This window comes from Streptomyces sp. NPDC034103 (genome assembly GCF_055575395.1).
On record NZ_JBVISS010000010.1, the window covers coordinates 230694 to 252522 of the forward strand.

The 21829-nt window shown below is 74.1% G+C and carries 3 protein-coding genes; all 3 read right to left on the reverse strand.

The features are described from left to right. Nucleotides 1-10: 10 nt before the first annotated feature. Nucleotides 11-18703 (reverse strand): non-ribosomal peptide synthetase, encoded by an 18693-nt coding sequence (locus ACZ56U_RS23605; protein ID WP_469085965.1) that lies wholly within the window; start codon nucleotides 18701-18703, stop codon nucleotides 11-13. A 159-nt stretch (nucleotides 18704-18862) separates the two neighbouring features. Beyond that, nucleotides 18863-20152: a serine hydrolase domain-containing protein gene (locus ACZ56U_RS23610; RefSeq protein ID WP_469085966.1), complete on the reverse strand. Its 1290-nt coding sequence runs from the start codon at nucleotides 20150-20152 to the stop codon at nucleotides 18863-18865. 163 nt (nucleotides 20153-20315) lie between these two features. Beyond that, a complete protein-coding gene (locus ACZ56U_RS23615; protein ID WP_469085967.1) occupies nucleotides 20316-21524 on the reverse strand; it encodes a cytochrome P450 in 1209 nt (402 codons plus the stop codon). Nucleotides 21525-21829: the final 305 nt, after the last annotated feature.

Consider the following 21829-nt stretch of genomic DNA (forward strand, 5'->3'; position numbering starts at 1 on the left):
CTGCCGGTCCTCACCGTTCGTCGTGGTCGCTGTCGCCGCGTGCGGCGTCTTCGAGTTCGCTGAGCACCTGTTCCTCCACCAGGTCCGCCAGGGCGGCGACCGTGCGGTGGACCAGGACGTCGCGGGGCGTGAGCGTCACGCCGAAGGCGTCGTTGGCCCGTGAGGCGATGAGCAGGGCCCGCAGGGAGTCGCCGCCGAGGTCGAAGTAGTCGTCCTCCGCGCCGACCGGCGTGTGCAGGGCCTCCTCCCACAGGGCGGCCAGCACCTCCTCGGTGGGGGTGCGGGGAGCGATGTGTTCCGCCGCCCGTGGCGCGTCCGGGGCGGGCGCGGGCAGGGCGGCCCGGTCGGTCTTGCCGTTCTCGGTGAGCGGGAAACGCTCCAGCACCACGTACGCCGAGGGCACCATGGGCCCGGGCAGGGTGGCGGCGGCCAGCTTGCGCAGTTCGGCGGCGGTGGGCGTCTCGGCGTCGGGTGCGCGCAGCAGGTGCGCGACCAGGCGCGGCAGGCCCGGTTCGTCCTCCCGGACGCTCACCACGGCGTCCAGGACGGCCGGGTGACGCGCGAGCGTGGCCTCCACCTCGCCCGCCTCGATGCGGTGGCCGCGCAGCTTGAGCTGGCGGTCGGTGCGGCCCAGGTAGTGCAGTTCGCCGCGGGCGTCTCGTCGTACGAGGTCGCCGGTGCGGTACATGCGGGTGCCGGGCGGCCCGAACGGGTCGGCGGTGAACCGGGTCGCGGTCAGCCCGGGCCGGCCCAGGTAGCCGCGGGCCAGCGCCGGTCCGCTCAGCCACAGCTCGCCCGCCACGCCGTCGGGGACGGGCCGCAGCCGGGCGTCCAGCACGTAGGCGCCGGTGGCGGGCAGCGGGCGGCCGATGGGCGGCGCGGTGCCGTCCACCTCCAGCGGATCGGACCAGGTGGCGACGACGGTGGCCTCGGTCGGTCCGTAGGAGTTGACCAGGCGGTGGTGCGGGGCCCAGCGGGCGACCAGATCGGCGCCGCACGCGTCGGCGCCGACGGTCAGGGTCTTCAGGTCGGGCAGGGTGCCGGGGGTGTCCGGCGGCAGGGTGGCGAGGGCGGCCGGGGGCAGCAGGGTGTGGGTGATGCGCTCCTCGCGCAGCACGTCGGCGAGTTCGGCGCCGAGCAGCGGGCCGGGCCGGGGTACGACGAGGCGGGCGCCCTGCGGCAGGGACATGCACAGCTCCAGGACCGAGGCGTCGAAGCTGGGCGTGGCGAACGCCAGCACCCGGTCGCCCGGCGCCACCTGGTAGTGCGCGGCCTCGGCGGCGGCGAAGCCCGCCAGGCCCCGGTGGGTGACCACCACGCCCTTGGGGGTGCCGGTGGACCCGGAGGTGTAGATGACGTAGGCCGGGTCGTCCAGGTCCAGCGGGCGGGTGCGGTCGGCGTCGGCGGGCCGGTGGTCCGCCGCGCCGTCCGGTTGCGCCGTGAGCAGGGCGGCCACCTCGGCGGCGTCGAGGGTGACGGCGGGTGCCGCGTCCCGCAGCATGAACGCGACCCGCTCGGCCGGGTAGTCGGGGTCGACCGGCAGGAACGCGGCGCCGGTCTTGGCCACCGCCAGTTGGGCCAGGACCATGTCCGCCGAGCGCGGCAGGACCAGCGCGACCAGGGTGCCGGGGCCCGCGCCGCGCGCGACGAGCCGGTGTGCCAGGCGGTTGGCCCGCGCCTCCGTCTCGGCGAAGGTCAGCGACAGGCCGGGCGCGCTCAGGGCCGGGGCGGTCGGCCGGCGGTCCACCGCCGCCTCGATCAGGGCGGGCAGGGTCGCCGGGGGCACCGGGGCGAGCTGCGGGCGGGCGGGACCGCGCAGCAGCCGTGCCCGTTCCTCGGGCGGCAGGATGTCGATCGTGTCCAGGCGGTCGGCGTCCTGGGCGGCCGCCAGCTCGCCCAGGGTGTGCAGGAGCTGACCGGCCAGGGACCGCGCGGTGCTCGCGTCGAAGCAGCGCGGGTCGTAGCCGAGTTCGACGCCGAGCCGTTCACCCGGCGAGATCACCACGGTGAGCGGGTAGTTGGTGGCCTCGCGGGCGTCGAGGTCGCGTACGTGGACGCCGTGGGCGCCGGCCGTGGCGTCCCCGACCGGGTAGTTCTCGAAGACGAGCAGGCTGTCGAACATCGGTGTGCCGGCGTCCAGTCCGCTCCATGCCTGCAAGTCGGTCAGGGGCACGTGGTCGAAGCGGCGGTCCTCGGCCCGGCCGGCCTGCGTCTCCCGCAGCCAGGCGTCGAAGGACGCGCCGCCGTCCACGGTGATCCGTGCGGGCAGGGTGGTGATGAACAGGCCGGTGATGGTGTCGGCGCCGGGCAGGTCGGCGGGCCGCCCGGAGACGGTGGTGCCGAAGCACACCTCCCGCTCTCCGCTCCAACGCGACAGCAGCAGCGCCCAGGCGCCCTGCGCCACGGTGTTCAGGGTCAGGCGGTTGCGGCGGGCGAAGTCCTCCAGCCGTTTGGTCTCCTCCGTTCCCAGCCACTGGGACAGCCAGGTGTCGGAGCGGGCCGCGGAGCTGTGGGCCGGCCTGCGGTCATAGGGCAACGGTGTGGGGGCGGTGAGATCCGCGAGGACACTCCTCCAGTGCTCCTCGGCCGGCGCGGTGTCCCGGGCGGCGAGCCAGGCGGCGTAGTCGGCGAAGGGGCGGCGGTCAGGCAGCCGGGGTCCCTCTCCCCGGGCGAGCGCCGCGTGGGCGGCCATGACGTCCGCGAGGACGTGGAAGACGCTCCAGCCGTCCAGCAGCACGTGGTGGAAGGTCCACAGGACCCGTACCTGGTCCGGGCCGAGCCGGATCAGGGCGAGGCGCAGCAGCGGGGCGCGGTCCAGCGCCATGCCGCGGGCCTTGTCCTCGGCCAGGAGCCGTTCCAGTGCCGTGTCGCGTTCGGCCGGGGTCAGGGCGCTCCAGTCGTGTTCGGTGACCGGCAGGTCGGCGCCGCGGTGGACGGCCTGGAGGGGGACGGGGACGCCGTGCAGCGCGACGGTGGTGCGCAGGACGGGGGTGCGGTCGACCACGTGCTGGAAGGCGGCGGCGAGCGTGCCAGGGTCGCGTACCCCGTCCACGACGAACGTGATCTGCTCGACGTACATGCCCTGGCCGGGTTCGTCCAGCCCGTGCACGACCATGCCGGCCTGGGTCGGGGTGAGCGGGTAGAGGTCCACGATGTCGCGGCCGGTGCCCACCAGCCGGTCCACGGCCGACTGGTCCAGCGGCGCCAGCGGGAAGTCCGACGGGGTACGGCCGCCCGCGCCGGGCTCGGCACAGTGCCGCACGATGGTCCGCAGTTCCCCGGCCATTCCGGCGGCCAGCCGGGCCACCGTCTCCCGCCGGTGCACCTGGCGCGAGTACGACCAGGTGAACTCCAGCCGCCCGTCCACGACTCGGCCGAGGACGTCGAGGAGGTGGGGCCGGTCCGCCGCGCGGTCGATGCCGCCGGTCAGTCCCGCGTACGGCGTGTGCAGCGGGCCGCCCTCGGTGGCGTTCCAGTCCTGCTGGCCCAGGTAGTTGAAGCCGACCTGCGGCAGCCCCGGAAGGCCGAGCCGGTCGCGGTCGGGGTGCAGGTGGCGCAGGGCGCCGTAGCCCAGTCCGCCCCGGGGCACGGCCCGCAGGCTCTCCTTGACGGACTTCAGCGCCGCCCCGGTGCCGGTGTCCCCGGGGAGGTCGAGCGCGACGGGGAACATGGAGGTGAACCAGCCGACGGTACGGGACAGGTCGATGTCGTCGAACAGGTCCTCCCGCCCGTGGCCCTCCAGCGCCACCGTGACCCGGTCCCGCCCGGTCCAGCGGGTCAGGACGCGGCCCAGGGCGCACAACAGGACGTCGTTGACGCGGGTGCGGTAGACGTTCGGCACGTCCTGGAGCAGCCGCCGGGTCTCGTCGCTGTCCAGGCTCACCGTCACCGTCTCCTCGTCGGCGGCGGTGTTGGCTCCGGCAAGGTCGGTCGGCAGCGGCGCCGGGTCGACGGGCAGGGCCTGCCAGTGGGCGAGTTCGTCGTCGAAGCCGCCGGACGCGGTGTGGGCGGTCAGGCGCCGCGACCACGCCCTGAAGGAGGTGGTCTTCGGCCCGAGGTCCGCCGGCTCGCCGCCGCGCAGCGCCCGGTAGGCGGTCTCCAGGTCCTCCAGGATGATCCGCCAGGACACCGCGTCCACGACCAGGTGGTGGGCGGCCAGCAGCAGCACGGGCCGCCGTGCGTCGCCCGTCCTGCACAGCGCGGCCCTGAACAGGGGGCCGTCGACGAGGTCGAACCCGGCGCACAGACGGTCGGCCAGGTCACTCACCGACGTGTCCGTGCCGTCGGGCAGGTCGTGCACCTCCAGCGGCGGCGCCTCGCCGGGGGCGGTGCCGTGCTGCCGCCACCGCCCGTCGTCGGTCTGCTCGAACCGCAGGTGCAGCGCGTCGTGATGCTCCAGTACGCGGGCCAGGGCGGCCCGCAGCAGGGTCTCGTCGGTGTCGGCGGCCAGGTGGAAGGAGACCACCTGGGTCAGCCGCGCGGGGTCGCCGGTGAGCGTGTCGAACAGCCAGTGCTGGACGGGGGTGAGCGGTACCTCCCCCACGACCGGGCCCTGTTCCCCCACGGCCGGCCGCTCCGTCGCCTCCTGGGCGACCAGGGCGAGTTCGGCGATGGTCTGGTGCTGGAACAGGTGCCGGGGGGTCAGGGCGAGACCGGCCCTGCGGGCGGCGGAGACGATCTGGATGCCGAGGATGGAGTCGCCGCCGAGCGCGAAGTAGTTGTCCCGCGCCCCCACGTCGGGCACGCCCAGCACCTCCGACCAGATCGCGGCGAGCGCCCGTTCGGCCTCGGTGCGCGGCGGGCGGTCACCGGCCCCGCCCGGCGCCGACCACACGGGGTCGGGCAGCGCGCGCCGGTCCAGCTTGCCGGTGGCCCCCAGCGGCAGCCGCTCCAGCGGAAGGACGAGTGCGGGCACCAGGTGGTCGGGGAGCGTACGCGCGAGGAAGTCCCGCAGTCCGGCGGAGTCGGGCAGCCCGCCGCCGTCGGGTACGGCGTACGCCACGAGCCGTTTGTGGCCGTCGTGTTCGACGACGCGGGCGGCGGCCGCGGACACCCGCGGGTGCCGGGTCAGCGCGGCCTCGACCTCTCCGAGTTCGATGCGGAAGCCGCGGACCTTCACCTGGTCGTCCGAGCGGCCGAGGTACACCAGGTCGCCGTCGGCGGTCCACCGTACGACGTCTCCGGTGCGGTACATGCGGCTGCCGGGCGGCCCGAACGGGTCGGCGGGGAAGCGGGACGCGGTCAGTCCCGGCCGGTTCAGGTAGCCGCGGGCCACGCCGGTTCCGGCCAGGTACAGCTCGCCGGGCGCACCGGCGGGGACCGGGCGCAGCCGGGCGTCCAGGACGTAGGCGCGGGCTCCGCCGACAGGCCTGCCGATGGGCGGGACACGGTCGGGGTCGGCGGGGTCACAGGTGAAGGCGGTGGCGTAGACGGTGGCCTCGGTGGGGCCGTAGATGTTCATCACCCGGCAGCCGGGGACCGCCGCGCGCACCTGGCTCACGGTCCGCACGGGCAGCGCCTCCCCGGCGAGGACGACGGTGTCGGCGGTGACGCGGACGGTGTCCTCCGCCAGCAGCCGGCCCAGCGCGGAGGGGACCGCACTGAGCAGTCCCGCCCGCCACGGCCCCTCCCGCTCGGCGAGGGCCAGCAGGTCACGCACGATCTGGACACGGCCGCCGGCCAGCAGCGGGGAGAAGATCTCGAACACCGACACGTCGAAGTTGAGCGAGGTGGAGGCCACGACGTGCTCCAGGCCCCGCCCGCCGAACTCGGCCGCGGCCCATTCGGTCAGCGCCAGCACCGACGCCTGGGCGACGACGACTCCCTTGGGCCGGCCGGTCGAGCCGGAGGTGTGGATGACGTAGGCGGGGTGGTCGGGCAGCAGCCTCGCGTGCCGCTCCTCGTCGGTGATGTCGTCGCCGGGCAGGGCGGCCAGGCGCGCGGCGCAGGCGGGGTCGTCGAGGGCGATCCGGGTGAACGGGCCGTCCGGCAGCCGGCTGGAGGTCTGCGCACTCGTGACGACGGCTTCGGGCCGCACGTCGTCGAAGAGGAAGGCGACGCGCTCGGCGGGATAGCCCGGGTCGACGGGTAGGTAGGCGGCGCCGCTCTTGAGGACCGCCAGCAGGGCCACGATCAGGTCCGGGGTGCGCGGCAGGGCGAGCGCGACGAACCGTTCGGGCCCGGCTCCGGCGTCGATGAGCAGCCGGGCCAGCCGGTTGGCGCGCTCGTCGAGCTGCCGGTAGGTGAGCTGTTCCGTGTCGTCGAGCACGGCGACGGCGTCCGGGACGCGCGCGGCCTGCGCGCGGAACGCCTCGGGCAGGGTCCGCCGCGGTGCCTCGGCCACCGGGCCGCCGAAGCGTTCCCGCAGACGACGGCTCTGCTCGCCGGACATCAGGGGCAGGTCGGCCAGGTCGCGTTCGGGGTCGGTGGCCATCTCCGTCAGCAGCGTGCGCAGGCTCGCGCCGAGGCCGTCGACGGTGGCGGCGTCGAAGGCGGCGGGGTCGTAGTCGAGGGTGACCGTCAGGGTGTCGCCGGGCGCGACCACCACGCTGAGCGGGTAGTTGGTCGGCTCCACATCGCGTTCCTGCTCCATGGCCAGGCCGTGCCGGGCCATGGCGTCCGCGTCGAACGGGTAGTTCTCGAAGACCACGATGCTGTCGAACAGGGGGGTGCCGCCCGGTACCTCGCTCCACGTCTGGAGCTGGGCGAGCGAGACGAAGTCGTGGCGCCGGGACTCCGACTGGGCGGCCTGGAGGTCACCCAGCCAGTCCAGCAGCCGGCGCCGCCCGTCGATCCGCGCCCGGGTGGGCAGGGTGTTGATGAACACGCCCACCATCGAGGTCACGCCCGGCAGGTCGGCCGGACGCCCCGAGACGGTGGTGCCGAACACCACGTCGTCCCCGCCGCCGTAACGGGACAGCAGCAGTGCCCAGGCGCCCTGGAGCACGGTGTTGACGGTCAGGCCGGCCTCCTGCGCGGTCCGGCGCAGCCTCGCCGACACCTCGGCGTCGAGCGTCACCCGCACCGACCCCGAGGAGGAGCTGCGGTGCGCCTCCGCCGGCCGCCGGTCGCGCGGCAGTTCGGTGGCGACGGGGAAACCGGCCAGGGCCTCGCGCCAGTACGCTTCCGCCCGCTCGGTGTCCTGCCGGGCCAGCCAGGCCAGGTAGTCGCTGAAGCGGGCACGGTCGGGCACGTGGGGCCGGCGCCCGGTGGTGAGTGCCGCGTACCGCTCGCACACCTCGTCGAAGACCTGGGCCGCGCTCCACCCGTCGAGCAGCAGATGGTGGAACGTCCACAGCATCCGCACCCGTTCGGGCGAGAGCCGGATCAGGGCCAGGCGCATCAGCGGAGCCGTCCGCAGGTCGATGCCGGTCTGCCGGTCCTCGTCCACCAGCCGGGCGAGTTCCGCCTCGCACCGCTCGTCGGACCACCCTGACCAGTCGTGCTGGGTGACGGGCACGGTCGCCCGCCGCTGCACGGCCTGGAGGGGTTCGGCGGTCTCCTGCCACACCGGGCGGGTGCGCAGCATCGCGTTGGCGTCCACGGTCTGCTGCCAGGCCTCGGCCAGGGCGTGCGGGTCGCCGACGCCCGACAGCACCAGTTGGACCTGGTTGACGTAGGTGCGGCTGTCGGGGTCCATGAGGCTGTGGAACAGCATGCCCGCCTGCATCGGCGTCAGCGGGTACAGGTCCTCGACGCCGCGGCCGTCGCCGACGACCCGGTCCACGGCCGCCTGGTCGATGCGGACCAGCGGGAAGTCCGACGGTGTACGGCCTCCCGACCCGGGGTCGGCGCAGTGCGCGACGACCTCCTCCAGCGCCCGCAGCATGCCGGCCGCGAGGTGGCTGACGGTCTCCTCCCGGTGCAGGTGCCGGCTGTAGTGCCAGGTGACCTCCAGCTCGCCGTCCTCGACGCGGGCCACCACGTCCAGCAGGTGCGGGCGCACCGACTCGGGCGCCTCGGCGCCGTCCAGCCCGCCCGGTACGGAACGCACCAGCGCGCCGCCCCCGGCGGACCAGTCGAACCGGCCCAGGTAGTTGAAGCTGACGGCCGGCATCGGCGCGTCGGCCAGCCGCTCGTCGCGCGCGAGCCGGCGCAGGGCGCCGTGTCCCAGGCCCCGCCCGGGCACGGATCGCAGCTGCTCCTTCACGGATTTCAGGGCCGCTCCCCAGTCCCCGTCCGGGATGTCGAGGGCGACGGGGAACAGGGTGGTGAACCAGCCGACGGTGCGGGACAGGTCGACGTCGTCGAAGAGCTGGTCCTCGCGGCCGTGCCCCTCCAGGCCGACGGTGACGGCACGCCGCCCGGTCCACCCGGACAGCACCCGGCCGAGAGCGGCCAGCAGGACGTCGTCGACGCGCGTGCGGTAGACGCCGGGCACCTTCCGCAGCAGGTCGTCGGTGTGCCGCCGGCCCAGGCGCACGGTCACCGCGTCCACGTCGGCCATGGTGTTGCCGCCGTCGCCGTCCACCGGCAGCGGCGCGGCGCAGTGCCGGGCCGCCTCCTCCCAGTGTTCGCGCTGCGCGGCGAAACCGCCGGCCTCGGTGTGCGCGTGCAGGCGTCGCGCCCACTCCTGGACGGAGGTCGTCCGGTCCGGCAGGCGCACCGGTTCCCCGGCACGGGCCTGCCCGTAGGCGGTCTCCAGGTCCTCCAGCAGGATGCGCCAGGACACCCCGTCGACGACCAGGTGGTGAACGACGAGAAGGAGCCGGGCGCCGGTCCCGGCCTCGGTGCCGGTTCCGGTTTCCGTTTCGGTTCCGGTTTCCGTTTCGGTGCCGGTGCCGGTGCCGGTGAACAGGCGGGTCGTCAGCAGGGGTCCGCTCGTCAGCCGGAAGGCGGCGTGCGCCTCGGCCGTGACGCGGGCCTCGGTCTCCTCGGCCGCCGTCGCCGGCAGCCCGCTCAGGTCACAGACCTCCAGCAGCTCGGGGACCTCCTCGTCGGCTCCGGCGCACTCCTGGCGCCAGGTGCCGTCGGCGGACCGGACGAAACGGCAGCGCAGGGCGTCATGGTGGGCGTAGACGGCCGAGAGGGCGTGGCGCAGAGCGGCCGGGTCGACGTCGTCGGGTGTGTCCACGACGACGGACTGGTTGAAGAACTCCGGCCGCCGCGGTCCGGGATCGAGGAACCAGTGCTGGATCGGGGTGAGCGGGATCTCACCGCTCACCGGGCCGGTCCCCGCCACGGGTGCGGCGGTGCCGGTGGCCGCCGCGGCGGCCAGAGCGGCGACCGTCGGATGCCGGAACAGGTCCCTCGGGGTGAGCGCGAGCCCGGCGGCGCGGGCGCGGGAGACGACCTGGATGCTGATGATCGAGTCGCCGCCCAGCATGAAGAAGTTGTCGTCGGCTCCGACCCGGTCCACGCCGAGCAGCTCCGCCCAGATACCGGCGAGGATCCGCTCGGCCTCGGTGCGCGGCGCGCGGTACTCGGCGTCACCGGCCGCCGCCCAGTCGGGGGCGGGCAGCCGGCGCCGGTCCACCTTGCCATTGGCGGTCAGGGGCAGCTCGGTCACCGTGACGAAGGCGGCGGGCACCATGTAGTCGGGCAGCTCGGCGACCACGTGCGCGCGCAGCTCGCTCGCGGACGGCACGGCGGCCGAGGGCGCGGGCACGAGGTGGGCGGCCAGCCGTTTGCGTCCGGTGTGCTCGTACACCGAGACCACCGCCTCGGCGACGGCCGGGTGGGCAGTGAGCCGGGCCTCTATCTCGGTGGGCTCGACCCGGAACCCGCGGATCTTGACCTGGTCGTCCGCGCGTCCCACGAAGTGCAGCTCGCCGTCGGCGCTCCACCGCACGATGTCGCCGGTGCGGTACATCCGTTCGCCGGGCGGGCCGAACGGGTCGGCCAGGTAGCGCGCGGCGGTCGCGCCGGGGCGTCCGGCGTAGCCGCGGGCCAGGCCGGCCCCCGCGATGTACAACTCCCCGGGTATGCCGGGCGGTTGCGGCTGAAGGACGTCGTCCAGCACGTACACGCGGGTGTTGTCGAGCGGGCGCCCGATGGGCAGCACCGGCGGGAGCGGGTCACCGGCGCGGAAGACCCGCCGGGTCGCGAAGGTGGTGGTCTCGGTGGGTCCGTAGCCGTCGACGACGGTGAGGCCGGGGCAGGCGTCGAGCACACGGCCCACCACGGCGCCCGGTACGGCCTCGCCGCCGGTCCACACCTCGCGGGCGCCGTGCAGGCAGGCGGGGTCCTCCTGGGCGAGCAGCCGGAACAGGCCCGCGGTCAGCCACAGGCAGCGCACGCCCCGCTCGGTGATCGCGTGGCGGACGACTCCGGCGTCCACGTCGGCCGGCGGGGCCAGCACGGCCGTCCCGCCGCGCAGCAGCGGCACCCACACCTCGTAGGTGGCGGCGTCGAAGGCGTGCGGGGAGTGCACGAGGACCCGGTCGTGCCCGGTGAAGGCGCGGTCGAGGGCGAGCGCGGCGACGTCCCGCTGGCGTACCGCCACGCCCTTGGGAGTGCCGGTGGAACCGGAGGTGAACATCAGGTACTGGACGTTGTCGGGGTGGACCGGGTGGGCGGCCGGCGCGTCCGCCGCGAAGGCGGCTTCCGGGTCGGGCAGTTCACCCGCCAGGAGGTCCTCCACGCGCAGCACGGTGCCGTCGGGCAGCGCCTCCCCCGCCGTCCGCTGCCACTCGACGTCGGTCAGCAGCAACCGCGCGCCCGCCTCGGCGAGCATCCTGCGCAGCCGTTCCCGGGGCGCCCTGCCGTCCAGCGGGACGTACACGCCTCCGGTACGGACCAGCGCCAGCTGCACGACGACGAGATCGACCGAACGCCTGGTCAGCGCGCCGACCGCGACCTCGGCCGTCACACCGAGCGCGGTCAGCCGGGCGGCCAGCCGGGCGGCCCGGGCGTCGAGCTCCCGGTAGGTGAGCCGTTCCTCGTCCGCGTCCAGGGCCACGGCGTCCGGTGTGCGCCGCACCTGTGCGGCGAACAGCTCCGCCACCGTGGTCTCGGGTGCGTCGGCGGTGGTGTCGTTCCACTCCTCGACCACCTGGCGGCGGCGGGCGTCCGTGAGCAACGGCAGCCGGGCGGGCGGGAGTCCGGGAGTGGCGGCCATGCCCGACAGCAGGACGGTGAGGTGTTCGACCATCCGCTCGACGGTGCCGGCGTCGAACAACCGCGGGTCGTAGCCCAGCCGCAGTCCCAGCTCGGCACCCGGATAGGCCACGAGGCTCAGCGGGTAGTTGGTGGTCTCGATGCCGTCGAGACCGGTCAGGCGCAGTCCGTGGACGGCGGCCAGGTCGTCGTCCACCGGGTAGTTCTCGAAGACGACGATGCTGTCGAACAGCGGTGCCCGCTCGGGGAGTCGGGTGAAGTCCTTCATCCGGGTGAGCGGCACGTGATCGAAGCGGCGGTCCTCGCTCTGGTCCCGCTGGAGGTCGCGCAGCCAGTCGAGCAGGGGCCGGTCGTGCGGCACGCTCACCCGCGTGGGCAGGGTCGTGATGAACAGGCCGGTCATCGAGTCGGCTCCCGGCAGCTCGGGCGGCCGCCCGGAGACGGTCGTGCCGAACACCACGTCGGTTCTGCGGGCCTGCCGCCCCAGCAGCAGCGCCCACGCCCCCTGCACCAGGGTGTTGACGGTCAGCCCCGCCGTCCTGGCCAGCTCCTCCAGGGCTCGGGTGGTGGCCGCGTCCACGGCGCCGCGGACCGCCGCCGTGGACTCGGCGCGGTGACTCTCGCGCGGCTCGCGGTCGTAGGGCAGAGCGGTCGCCTCGTCCAGGTCCGCGAGGCGGCCCTGCCAGTGCCGGTCGGCCTCCGCCCCGTCGCGGTCGCGCAGCCAGGCCACGTAGTCACGGAACGGGCGCCGGTCGGGCAGCGGCTCACTGCCGGCGGTGGCGTGCCCGGCGAAGACGTCGGACAGCACCTGGAACAGGCTCCAGCCGTCCAGCAGCAGGTGGTGGAAGGACCACACGACGCGTACGCCGCTGTCGGAGATCCTGGCGAGCACCAGCCGTTGGAGCGGGGCCCGGGTCAGGTCGATGCCCTGTTCACGGTCCCGGTCCAGCAGCTGCCGCAGCCGGGTCTCGCGCTCCCGCTCCGTCAGCTCGCGCCAGTCCAGGTGGGTCACGGGTACGCGGGCATGCCGCTGCACCACCAGCAGCGGCTCGGGCACGTCCTGCCAGCAGACGCGTCCGCGCAGCACGGGCGTGTGGTCCGTGACGCGCTGCCAGGCCGCCGCCAGCGCGGCCGGGTCCGCCACGCCGTCAAGGTCGAAGGTCAACTGCTGGAAGTAGACGCCCTCGTCGGCCTGGGAGAGCCCGTGGAAGAGCATGCCGGTCTGGGTGGGGGTGAGCGGGTGGACGTCCTCCACCGCGCTCGGGTCGTCCCCCACGATCCGGTCCACGGTCGCCTGGTCGAGGCGGGCCAGGGGAAAGTCCGACGGGGTGCGTCCGCCGCTGCCGGGCCGGCCGGCGTGGCGCGCGATGCCGACCAGCGCGTCGCCGAAGCGGGCGGCCAGGTCGGCGACGGTCGTCCTGGTGTGCAGGTCCTCGGAGTAGAACCAGGTGAACTCCAGTGCGTCGCCGTCCAGTCGGCCCACGACCTCCAGAGGATGCGGACGTACCGCCGAGGGGTGGGCGTCCAGTTCCAGCGTGCGGAACGATCCCGCGTACAGGCCTCCGGTGTCGGGGAGGCCGAACCGGCCCAGGTAGTTGAAGCTGACCTGCGCCTGCGGCACCCCGGACAGGGCCTGCGGGCGGGTCAGGTACCGCAGGGCGTCGTGTCCGACCCCGTGCCGGGGTACCGCCCGCAGCTGCTCCTTGACCTGCTTGAGCACCACGTCCCAGTCGGCGTCGGGCGGGACGGCGAGGGCGACGGGATGGCGGCTGGTGAACCAGCCGACGGTACGGCTGGTGTCCACGTCGGCGAAGAGTTCCTCGCGGCCGTGTCCCTCGACGTCCACCAGCACCCGCTCATGCCCGGTCCACGTGCACAGCACCCGGCCGAGCGCGCTCAGCAGTACGTCGTTGACCCGGGTGCGGTAGGTGTCCGGCAGGATGCGCAGCAGGGCGGAGGTGTCCTCGGGGGTGAGGCGGACGGTCACCGAGCGCGCCGAGGCGTAGGTGTTGGCGCCTTCCCCGTCGGCCGGGAGCGCCGCACCGGCGCCCGCGACGGCGTCGGTCCAGTACGCGACCTCGTCGTCGAAGCCGCCGTCGGCGGTGTGGGCGGACAGGCGCCGGGCCCAGTGCCGCAGCGGCGAGGACTTGGGGGGCAGCGCCGTCTGTCCGTCGCGGCCTTCCCGGCGGGCGCGGTAGGCGCGGTCGAGGTCCTCCAGGAGCACGCGCCAGGAGACGCCGTCCACGACCAGGTGGTGAACGGCCAGGTGCAGCACGCCGGGCAGGCCGGGGCCGCGGTCGTGCAGCACCGCACGCAGCAGCAGGCCGTGGCGCAGGTCGAAGGGGCCGTGGTGCGGTGTGTCGGTGTCGGGGCCGGCGTGGCGGCCCAGCCTGAGGCGCGGTGCCCGGTCCTCGATGTGCCATGCGGTGCGGGGCGCCGCGTCCGGACCGTCGACGGTGTCGTCGGTGGCCGCTTCGCCGGTCTCCGCGGTGAGGAAGCGGGAGCGCAGCGCGTCGTGGTGGGCGACGAGGTCGTTGAGGGCGTCCTCCAGAGCCACCGGGTCCACCGTGTCGGGAAGCTGGATGGACAGGGTCTGGGCGAAGACGTCCGCACGTTCGACCGCGCTGTCGAACAGCCAGCGCTGGATGGGCGTGAGCGGGGCGGGGCCGGTGGCGGGCACCGCGTCCGGGACGGCGGGCCGCCGGTCGCCGGCCGCGTCGGCGCAGCGGGCGAGGGCGGCGATCGTCTGGTGATGGTAGACGTCCCGGGAGGTCACGGTCAGGCCCGCTTGGCGGGCCCGGGCCACCACCTGGATGCTGAGGATGGAGTCGCCGCCCAGCGTGAAGAAGTTGTCGTCCACCCCGACCCGGTCCACGCGCAGGATGTCCGCCCAGATCGCGGCGAGGGTGCGCTCCGTGGGCGTGCGCGGCTGCACGCGGTGCGTCCCGCTCCGTGCGGGCCCCGGGTCCGGCAGGCGGCTCCGGTCCAGTTTGCCGTTGGGGTTGAGGGGCAGGTCGGCCAGGACCAGGACGGCCGCCGGCACCATGTAGTCGGGCAGGGTGCGGCCGAGGGTCCGGCGCACCCCCTCCGCATCCAGGTGCGCGTCCGGGGCGGGAACGACGTAGCCGACCAGACGACGGCGGCCGTCGCTCTCCCGGACGGTGGCCGCCGCCTCCGCCACGCCGTCGACACCGCGCAGCGCCTCCTCCACCTCGCCCAGTTCGATGCGGAAGCCGCGCACCTTGACCTGCTGGTCGGTACGGCCCAGGTACTGCAGCTCACCGTCGGTGGTCCACCGCACCAGGTCTCCGGTGCGGTACATGCGATCCCCCGGCATACCGAAGGGATCGGCCACGAACCGGGAGGCGGTCAGCCCCGGGCGTCCCAGGTAGCCGCGGGCCAGCCCGCCGCCGCCCAGGTAGAGCTCTCCCGTCACGCCGGGCGGCTGGGGACGCAGCAGGCGGTCCAGGACGTAGGCCCGGGTGGCGGCCACGGGCCTGCCGATCGGCGGGGCCTGGTCCGGTGCCGCCGGGCCGGCGAACCACGCGGTGGCGTAGACCGTGGCCTCGGTGGGGCCGTAGATGTTGGCGATCTCGCAGTCCGGCATGGCCCGTCGCAGGTCGTGCACGGTCTGCGCGGGAAGCGCCTCCCCGGCCAGGACGACGGTGTCCGCCGTCACGGCCGCCCCGCTCTCGGTGAGCATGCGGGAGATCACCGACGGCACGCCGCTGACCAGTCCGGCGCGTCGGGGTTCGGAGGAGTCGGCGAGGGCCGGGAGGTCGGGGACCACCTCGATGCCGCCGCCCACGAGCAGCGGGCAGAGCATCTCGAAGACCGACACGTCGAAGTTCAGCGAGGTGGAGGCCACCACGTGGGCCAGCCGCCGCGGGCCGAAGCGCTCCCCCGCCCATGCCGCGAGGGCCGCGACACTGCGGTGGGTGACCACGACACCCTTGGGACGCCCCGTCGAACCAGAGGTGTAGATGACGTACGCGGGATGCTCGGGGTCGAGGGGCCGCGCCCGGTCGGCGTCGGTGAGGTCGCCGTCGGCGGCGTCCCTCGCGAGGCAGTCCTCCAGCAGCAGCGCGGCGCAGTCCTCGGGCAGCGCGCCCGCGGTCTCGCGCGTGGCCAGGACGAGAGCGGGAGCGGCGTCACCGAGCATGAAGCGGATGCGCTCGACGGGGTAGCCGGGGTCCACCGGCAGGTAGCCCGCGCCTGACTTGAGTACGGCCCACAGCACCGGCAGCAGGTCCGCCGTCCGCGGCAGACACAGAGCCACCAGCGTCTCGGGCCCGGCCCCGCGGGCGGCCAGCACCCGGGCGAGCCGGTTGGCGCGCCGGTTGACCTCGGCGTAGTCCAGGCGCTCGGAGCCGCAGACCACAGCGGTGCGCTCGGGTGTCCGTGCCACCTGTGCCTCGAAGAGCGCCGACAGTGTGCTGCCCGGCGCGCGGCCGGTGTCCGCGGCCCGCGGGTTCCACACCTCCAGCATGGTGCGCCGTTCGTCCTCCGACAGCAGCGCCAGCTCGCCCACCGTGCGGTGCGGGCCGTCCGCCATGCCCTCCAGCAGCCGGAGCAGGTGGCGGCTCATGCGGGCGACCGTGTCCGCGTCGAACAGGCCGGTGCTGTATTCGGTGGTGAGCTCGCAGCTGCCGTCGGCGCGCGGCGTGAATTCCAGCACCAGGTCGAAGCGGGCTGCCGGGCGGGGCAGCGGGTGCTGTTCGATGCGCACCCCGCCGGCCGGCGGCGGGTCGCTCAGAGCGGTCTGCTGCACCACGAGCACCTGCACCAGCGGGGTCCGGCTGGGATCCCGGGGCGGGGCCAGTTCCTCCACCACCCGGTCGAACGGCACCGCGTCGTGGGCGAAGGCGTCCAGCACCGTCGCCCGCATGCTCTCCACGAACCGGTCGACGGTCGCGGCGTCGTCCACGTCGCCGCGCAGTACGACGGTGTTGGCGAAGAACCCGGCCACGTCCTCCAGTTCGCGGCGCTCCCGCCCCGTGGTGACGGTGCCGAAGGCGACGTCCCGCTGGCCGGAGAACCGGGAGAACAGCACCGCAGCCGCCCCGGCGAACAGGGTGAAGACGGTCGTACCGCGCTCCCCCGCCAGGTGCCGCAGCCGCGCGACCAGCTCCGCCGGAAGGTGCCGGCGGTGCGCGGCGCCGGCCGTGGTGCGCACCGCGGGCCGGGGCCGGTCGGTGGGCAGCTCCAGTTGCGGCATGCCGGCCAGGTGCCGCTTCCAGTAGGCGAGGTCCTCCGCTTCCCTGGCGTCGGAGCGCTGTCGCCGCTCCCACACCGCGAAGTCCGGATACTGCACGCCGAGTGCGGGCAGCCCGTCCGCTGTGCCGGACACCTCGGCCCGGTACAGCGCTGCCAGATCACGGGTCAGGATGCCCACGGACCAGCCGTCGGTGACGATGTGATGCTGGGCCAGCAACAGGAGATGGTCGTCGGTACCGCGGCGGACGAGCAGCGCCCTGGTGAGCGGGCCGGCCGCCAGATCGAAGGGGTGTTCCAGCTCCTCGGTGAGCAGCCGGTCGGCGGCTTCCTCGCGCCGGGCGGCGGGCAGGTGCGTCACGTCGGCGGTGCACAGCGGCAGGTCGGCGTGCGGGTGGATGTGTTGTACGCCGTGTCCGTCCTGTGTGGCGAAGGTGGTGCGCAGCGAGTCGTGGCGGGCGGCCAGCTTGTCGAGGGCGCGGGCCAGCGCCGCGGTGTCCACCTCGCCGCGCAGCCGCAGCACCGACCCGGTGTTGTACTCGGTGCCGCCCGGGGTGAGGTCGTTCAGGAACCACAGGCGCCGCTGGGCGCTGGAGAGCGGGAGCGGCCGGTCGCGCGGGGCGGCCGGGATCGGGTCCTCGGCCACCGCGTCGAAGGGGGCGCTGAGCAGCCGGGCCAGGGCGGCGACCGTGCGCGCGGTGAACACGTCCCGGATGGACAGGCGGGCGCCGAGTTCCTCGCGGACGCGGGCCAGGGCGCGGGCGGCGAGGATCGAGTCTCCGCCCAGGTCGAAGAAGTCGTCCTCGACGCCGACGGCATCCGTCCCCAGGACGTCCGCCCAGACGTCGGCGAGCACACGTTCCCGCGCGGTGCGCGGCGCCACGTGCCCCCGGGCGGCCGCGCGGACGGGCGCGGGCAGGGCACCCAGGTCGATCTTGTGCTGCGGGGTGAGCGGCAGGGTGTCGAGGACGACCACGACGGACGGCACCATGTGCGGTGGCAGGACGGCGGCGACATTCTCCCGCAACTCATCGGAGTCGAGGGGCTGTTCGGGATCGGCGGGCGTGACGTACCCGACGAGTCGGCGCCGCCCGGGTTCGTCCTCGCGCACCACGGCGACGGCGTCACGCACACCGGTGAGGCGCCGCAGCGCCGCCTCGATCTCGCCGGGCTCGATACGGTAGCCGCGCAGTTTCACCTGGCGGTCGAGCCGGCCCAGGTACTCCAGTTCGCCGCGCGCGTTCCAGCGTGCCCGGTCGCCGGTGCGGTAGAGCCGGGCGCCGGGCGGACCGAAGGGGCTGGCGACGAACCGTCCGGCGGTGAGGCCGGGCCGGTGGAGGTAGCCGCGGGCCACTCCCACGCCGCCGACGAACAGTTCACCGTCGGCTCCGGGCGGCACCGGCCGCAGGGCCGCGTCCAGTACGTGCACCTCGGTGCCGGGAAGAGGGGTGCCGATGCCCGGGGTCCCGCTGCCCGCTGCCAGTGGCCCGGTCCAGGACGCCACGATGGTCGTCTCGGTGGGCCCGTACGAGTTGATCATCCGGCGGCCGGGCGCCCAGCGGTCGACGAGGTCCGCCGGGCAGGCCTCCGCTCCCACGATCAGCGTGCGCAGGCGGCCCGCGTCGATCCGCGCCGGGTCGGGCAGGGTGGCGAGGGCGGCCGGCGGGATCAGGGCGTGGGTGATGCGGTGCTCGTTGACCACGGAGGCGAGTTCGTCGCCCAGCCAGGGGCCGTCCGGCGGGACGACGAGAGTGGCGCCGGACAGCACGGAGATGAACAGTTCCAGCACGGAAGCGTCGAAGCTGGGCGAGGAGAACTGCAGCACCCGGTCGCCCGGGCCCACGGCGTACTGCTCGGCCGCGCCCGCGGTGAAGGCGGAGATGCCCCGGTGGGTGACGGTCACGCCCTTGGGCGTTCCGGTCGAGCCCGAGGTGTAGATGACGTAGGCGGCATGGTCGGCGTCCACTCGCGGACACGGTCTCGGGGTGTCTTCGGCGGCCTCCATGACGGCGCGTACGCCGGCCGGGTCGTCGAGGATCACGGCGGGTGCCGCGTCCCGCAGCATCAGCGCGCGCCGTTCCTCCGGGTACTGCGGGTCCACGGGCAGGAAGGCGGCACCCGCCCGGGCCACGGCCAGCTCGGCGGCGATCAGCTCCAGGGAGCGCGGCAGGACCAGCGCGACCGTCCGCTCCGGCCCGGCCCCTTGCCGGACGAGATCGGCGGCCAGGCGACCGGTCCGTTCGGCCAACTCCCGGTAGGACCACGTCCGTCGGCCATCGGTCACCGCCGGCGCGTGCGGCGTACGGCTCACCCACGCCTCGAACAGTTCACCGAGCGTCCGGTGGGGCACCGCCCCGCCGCCGGCTGCGGTGCCGTCGTCCGCCCGGGTGGAGGGGGACATCGAGTCGGGCGAGTTGTGCAGGTCCGTCATGGGGAGTCCTCGGAAGGCGGTGACGATGCGGGGGCGCGCGGGCGCGGGGAGCCGCCCGGGCGCACCGGAACCCCCGCGCTGACTGCTCTTCGGTGCGGGGAGAGGTGCGTCCGGATACGCCGGGACGGCTGGGGTGGGGCTGCCGGAACGGCCCTGGGGTCAGGCGGTGCCGACGCGGCGGGCCGTGCGACCGGAGATCTGCACGCGGTCGACGCTTCCGTCGACGGGGTCCCGGTGGAAGCGTCCGCCGGGTTCCCTCCGGCCGGTGACCGGGTCGACCAGGTCACAGGTCAGATCGGGATAGCAGACCAGCGGCAGCGGCAGGTCACCGTCGATGGACAGCGCGGGCCGGCCGTCCGGGTCGAGGCTGATCCGGTACTCGGTCGTCCCGTTGCGGTACGTCCCGGCGCATTCGGGGAAGGCGACGGGCTCCCCCCGGTCGACGCTCGCGGGAGTGGCGGGCACACGCATGCCGGTGAGCCGGGTGAGGATGTCGGCTAGGTCCCGCCACAGGGCGGTGGCACCACCGGCGTTGCCCGTGAAGGCGACGACGACACCGCTGCGCGGCTCCGCGCGCAGGTGGCAGGAGGTGCCCTGGGCGTTCCCGTCGTGGCCGCACCACCATCGGCCGTCCTGCTCGTAGAGGGCGGCCCCCAGCCCCCAGGCGTCCGCCAGACCGCCGGCCTCCGTTCCCGGCTCGGCGCGCCGCATCAGCGTGGCGACGGTGGGCGGGACGACGGCGGACCGGCCGATCAGGGCCCTGCCCAGGGCGATCAGATCGTGGGCGCCCGCCAGGAGGGCGCCCGCCGGGGCCTCGACGGGGGCGAGGTTCTGGCGGGCCGGCCGGATGGCGCCCGTCGCGGTGTTGAGCGCGTGCCCGATGGCGGCCGGGCGGCCGGGGGCACTCGCGCCGAGGAAGGCGGGTGTGGTGCCCAGGGGCTCCAGGAGTAGGACGCGGACCGCTTCCTGCCAGCTCATGCCCGTCACGGCCTCGATCAGCCGTCCCGCCGCCACGTAACCGACGTTGGAGTAGGAGAAGTCCGTCCCGGGTGCGAACAGCGCTTTCTCGGCGGTGCACTCCGTCGACAGATAGCGGGAGGCCGTCAAGCCTGCCGCGGTGTCCGAGTCGGGGCCGGTGGGCAGACCGGCGGTGTGGGAGAGAAGGTGACGCACGGTCACCTTGGGTATGTCCTCGAACTCCGGAAGGCTGTCGGCGACGGCCTCGTCGAGGTCGAGGTCCTCGTCGTCGACCAGCAGCATCACGGTGGCGGCCGTGTAGGTCTTGGTGACACTCCCCAGCGGCACGGCCGTCTCAGCCGTGAACGCGGTGCCCCGGACGGCGTCGGCCGTCCCGGTGTGCACGCTGACGACCTCCGTCCCGGTGTCGACGGCCAGGTGGGCGCCGGGCACGCGGTGGGTCCGCGCGAGGGTGTCGAGACTGTGCTGCAACGCCTGACGTAAGAGGGACGGTCGTGAGGCGGCGACTGAAGCGGCGGTGGGGTAGTGCATGAGAAGGGGACTCCCGATGACTGTGTTCATGGACATGACACGAAGGCCGATGGGGAGGAGCGGTTCGGCCCGACGCGTCGGTGCGGGTGTGCTTCGGTGCGTGCTAACGCCTTGCGACCTCGACCGGCAGGTGACGTACGCCGACGATGACGGCCGGGTTCTGGAAGATGACCTCATCATGGGCGGGGACACCCACACTGGAGAAACGTTCAAGCAGCATCCGAAGCGCGATCCGCGCCTCCAGTCGGGCCAGGGGGGCGCCGAAGCAGAAGTGGATGCCGTGACCGAAGGTCAGGTGGGGATTGGGGCTTCGGGCCGGATCGAAGACGTCCGGTTCGTCGAAGCGGGCGGGATCGCGGTTGGCGGCACCCAGGTGAGCCACCACCATCGCGCCCTCGGGAATCTCCTGATCCCCGATCACCACCGGGCGCGTGGTGCGCCGGCCGAGCTCCGCGAAGGGGGGCAGCCAGCGCAGCACCTCCTCGATGGCCTCCGGCAGCCGCCCGGTGTCGGCACGCAACGACCGGAGCGTGCCGGGGTGCCGGTCGAACGTGACAACAGCGTTGCCCAGCAGGGCCGTGGTGGTGATGTGCCCGGCGACCAGCAGCAGGGCGACGAAACCGACGATCTCCTGGTCCTCCAGGCGGACACCGTCCACTTCGGCAGCCACCAGCTTGCTGGTCAGATCGTCCCCCGGCCGCGCCCGACACCTGCGGATATGGTCCAGGACGTAGCCGTTCATCTCCCGCACCGTCGGGGCGATGGCGTTCAGGGCGCGCTCCAGGTCGGCCATGCTGGGCGACTCGCCGAGTTCGTCCCCTCCGAACAGGGTGGCCGCCCACTCCTGGAAAAGCTTGTGGTCCGCGGCCGGGATACCGAGCAGTTCGGCGATGACGATGATGGGCAGCGGGTAAGCGAGGGCGTCGACCAGATCGAACCGGTCGCGGTCGGCGACATCATCCAGCAGGCGACCGCACACAGATTCGATACGCGATTCCAATCCCTGCACCGTCCGGGGAGTGAATGCCTGACTGACAAGCGTCCGGAGCTTGCGGTGCTCCGGCGGGTCCATGCCGACGAAATTGCCTTGCCGGAAGACCTCGAAGTCCTCTTGCGTGGGCGCGATGGACGAGAAGTCGGAGGAGTACGTCGCCGGGTCCGCGAGAATCCCGGCCACCGACGGGTAGTCCACCACCTGCCACGCGCCCTGCCGATCGTCGTAATGAACTGGACCGCAGGCACGTAAGGACTGCCAGCGCTCGCTCAGTCTGTCGAAGGGCGAGTCCTTCTGGACCGATGGGTTGCCGGTCACCTTTTCTCCTTCGTGGGGAACGCGGGGACAGCGCATCCACAAGCGGGATGGTCGACGATGAGCCGCAGCCCCGGACACGGGTCTCGCATGTGACCTCGGGCGCTCACGACAGGCAACCGGCTCTACACGGGTGGCGAAGCGGCCGACGCCTCGGAGCGGTGAGCAGCTCGAATTGTTGCGTCAAGCGTTTCGGGAACCGGCGCGGCTCCGACCGATTCCAACAGCCATTTGCCGTGCCTCACCCGACTCCGCCACCCGCCTCACCCCATGCACCGCGGACCACATCGACTCCATGCCCCGCCCTT

Bases quoted from the DNA above. Each gene is read 5' to 3' on its own strand.
- ACZ56U_RS23605 (WP_469085965.1), bottom strand. From the start codon at position 18,703: ATGACGGACCTGCACAACTCGCCCGACTCGATGTCCCCCTCCACCCGG.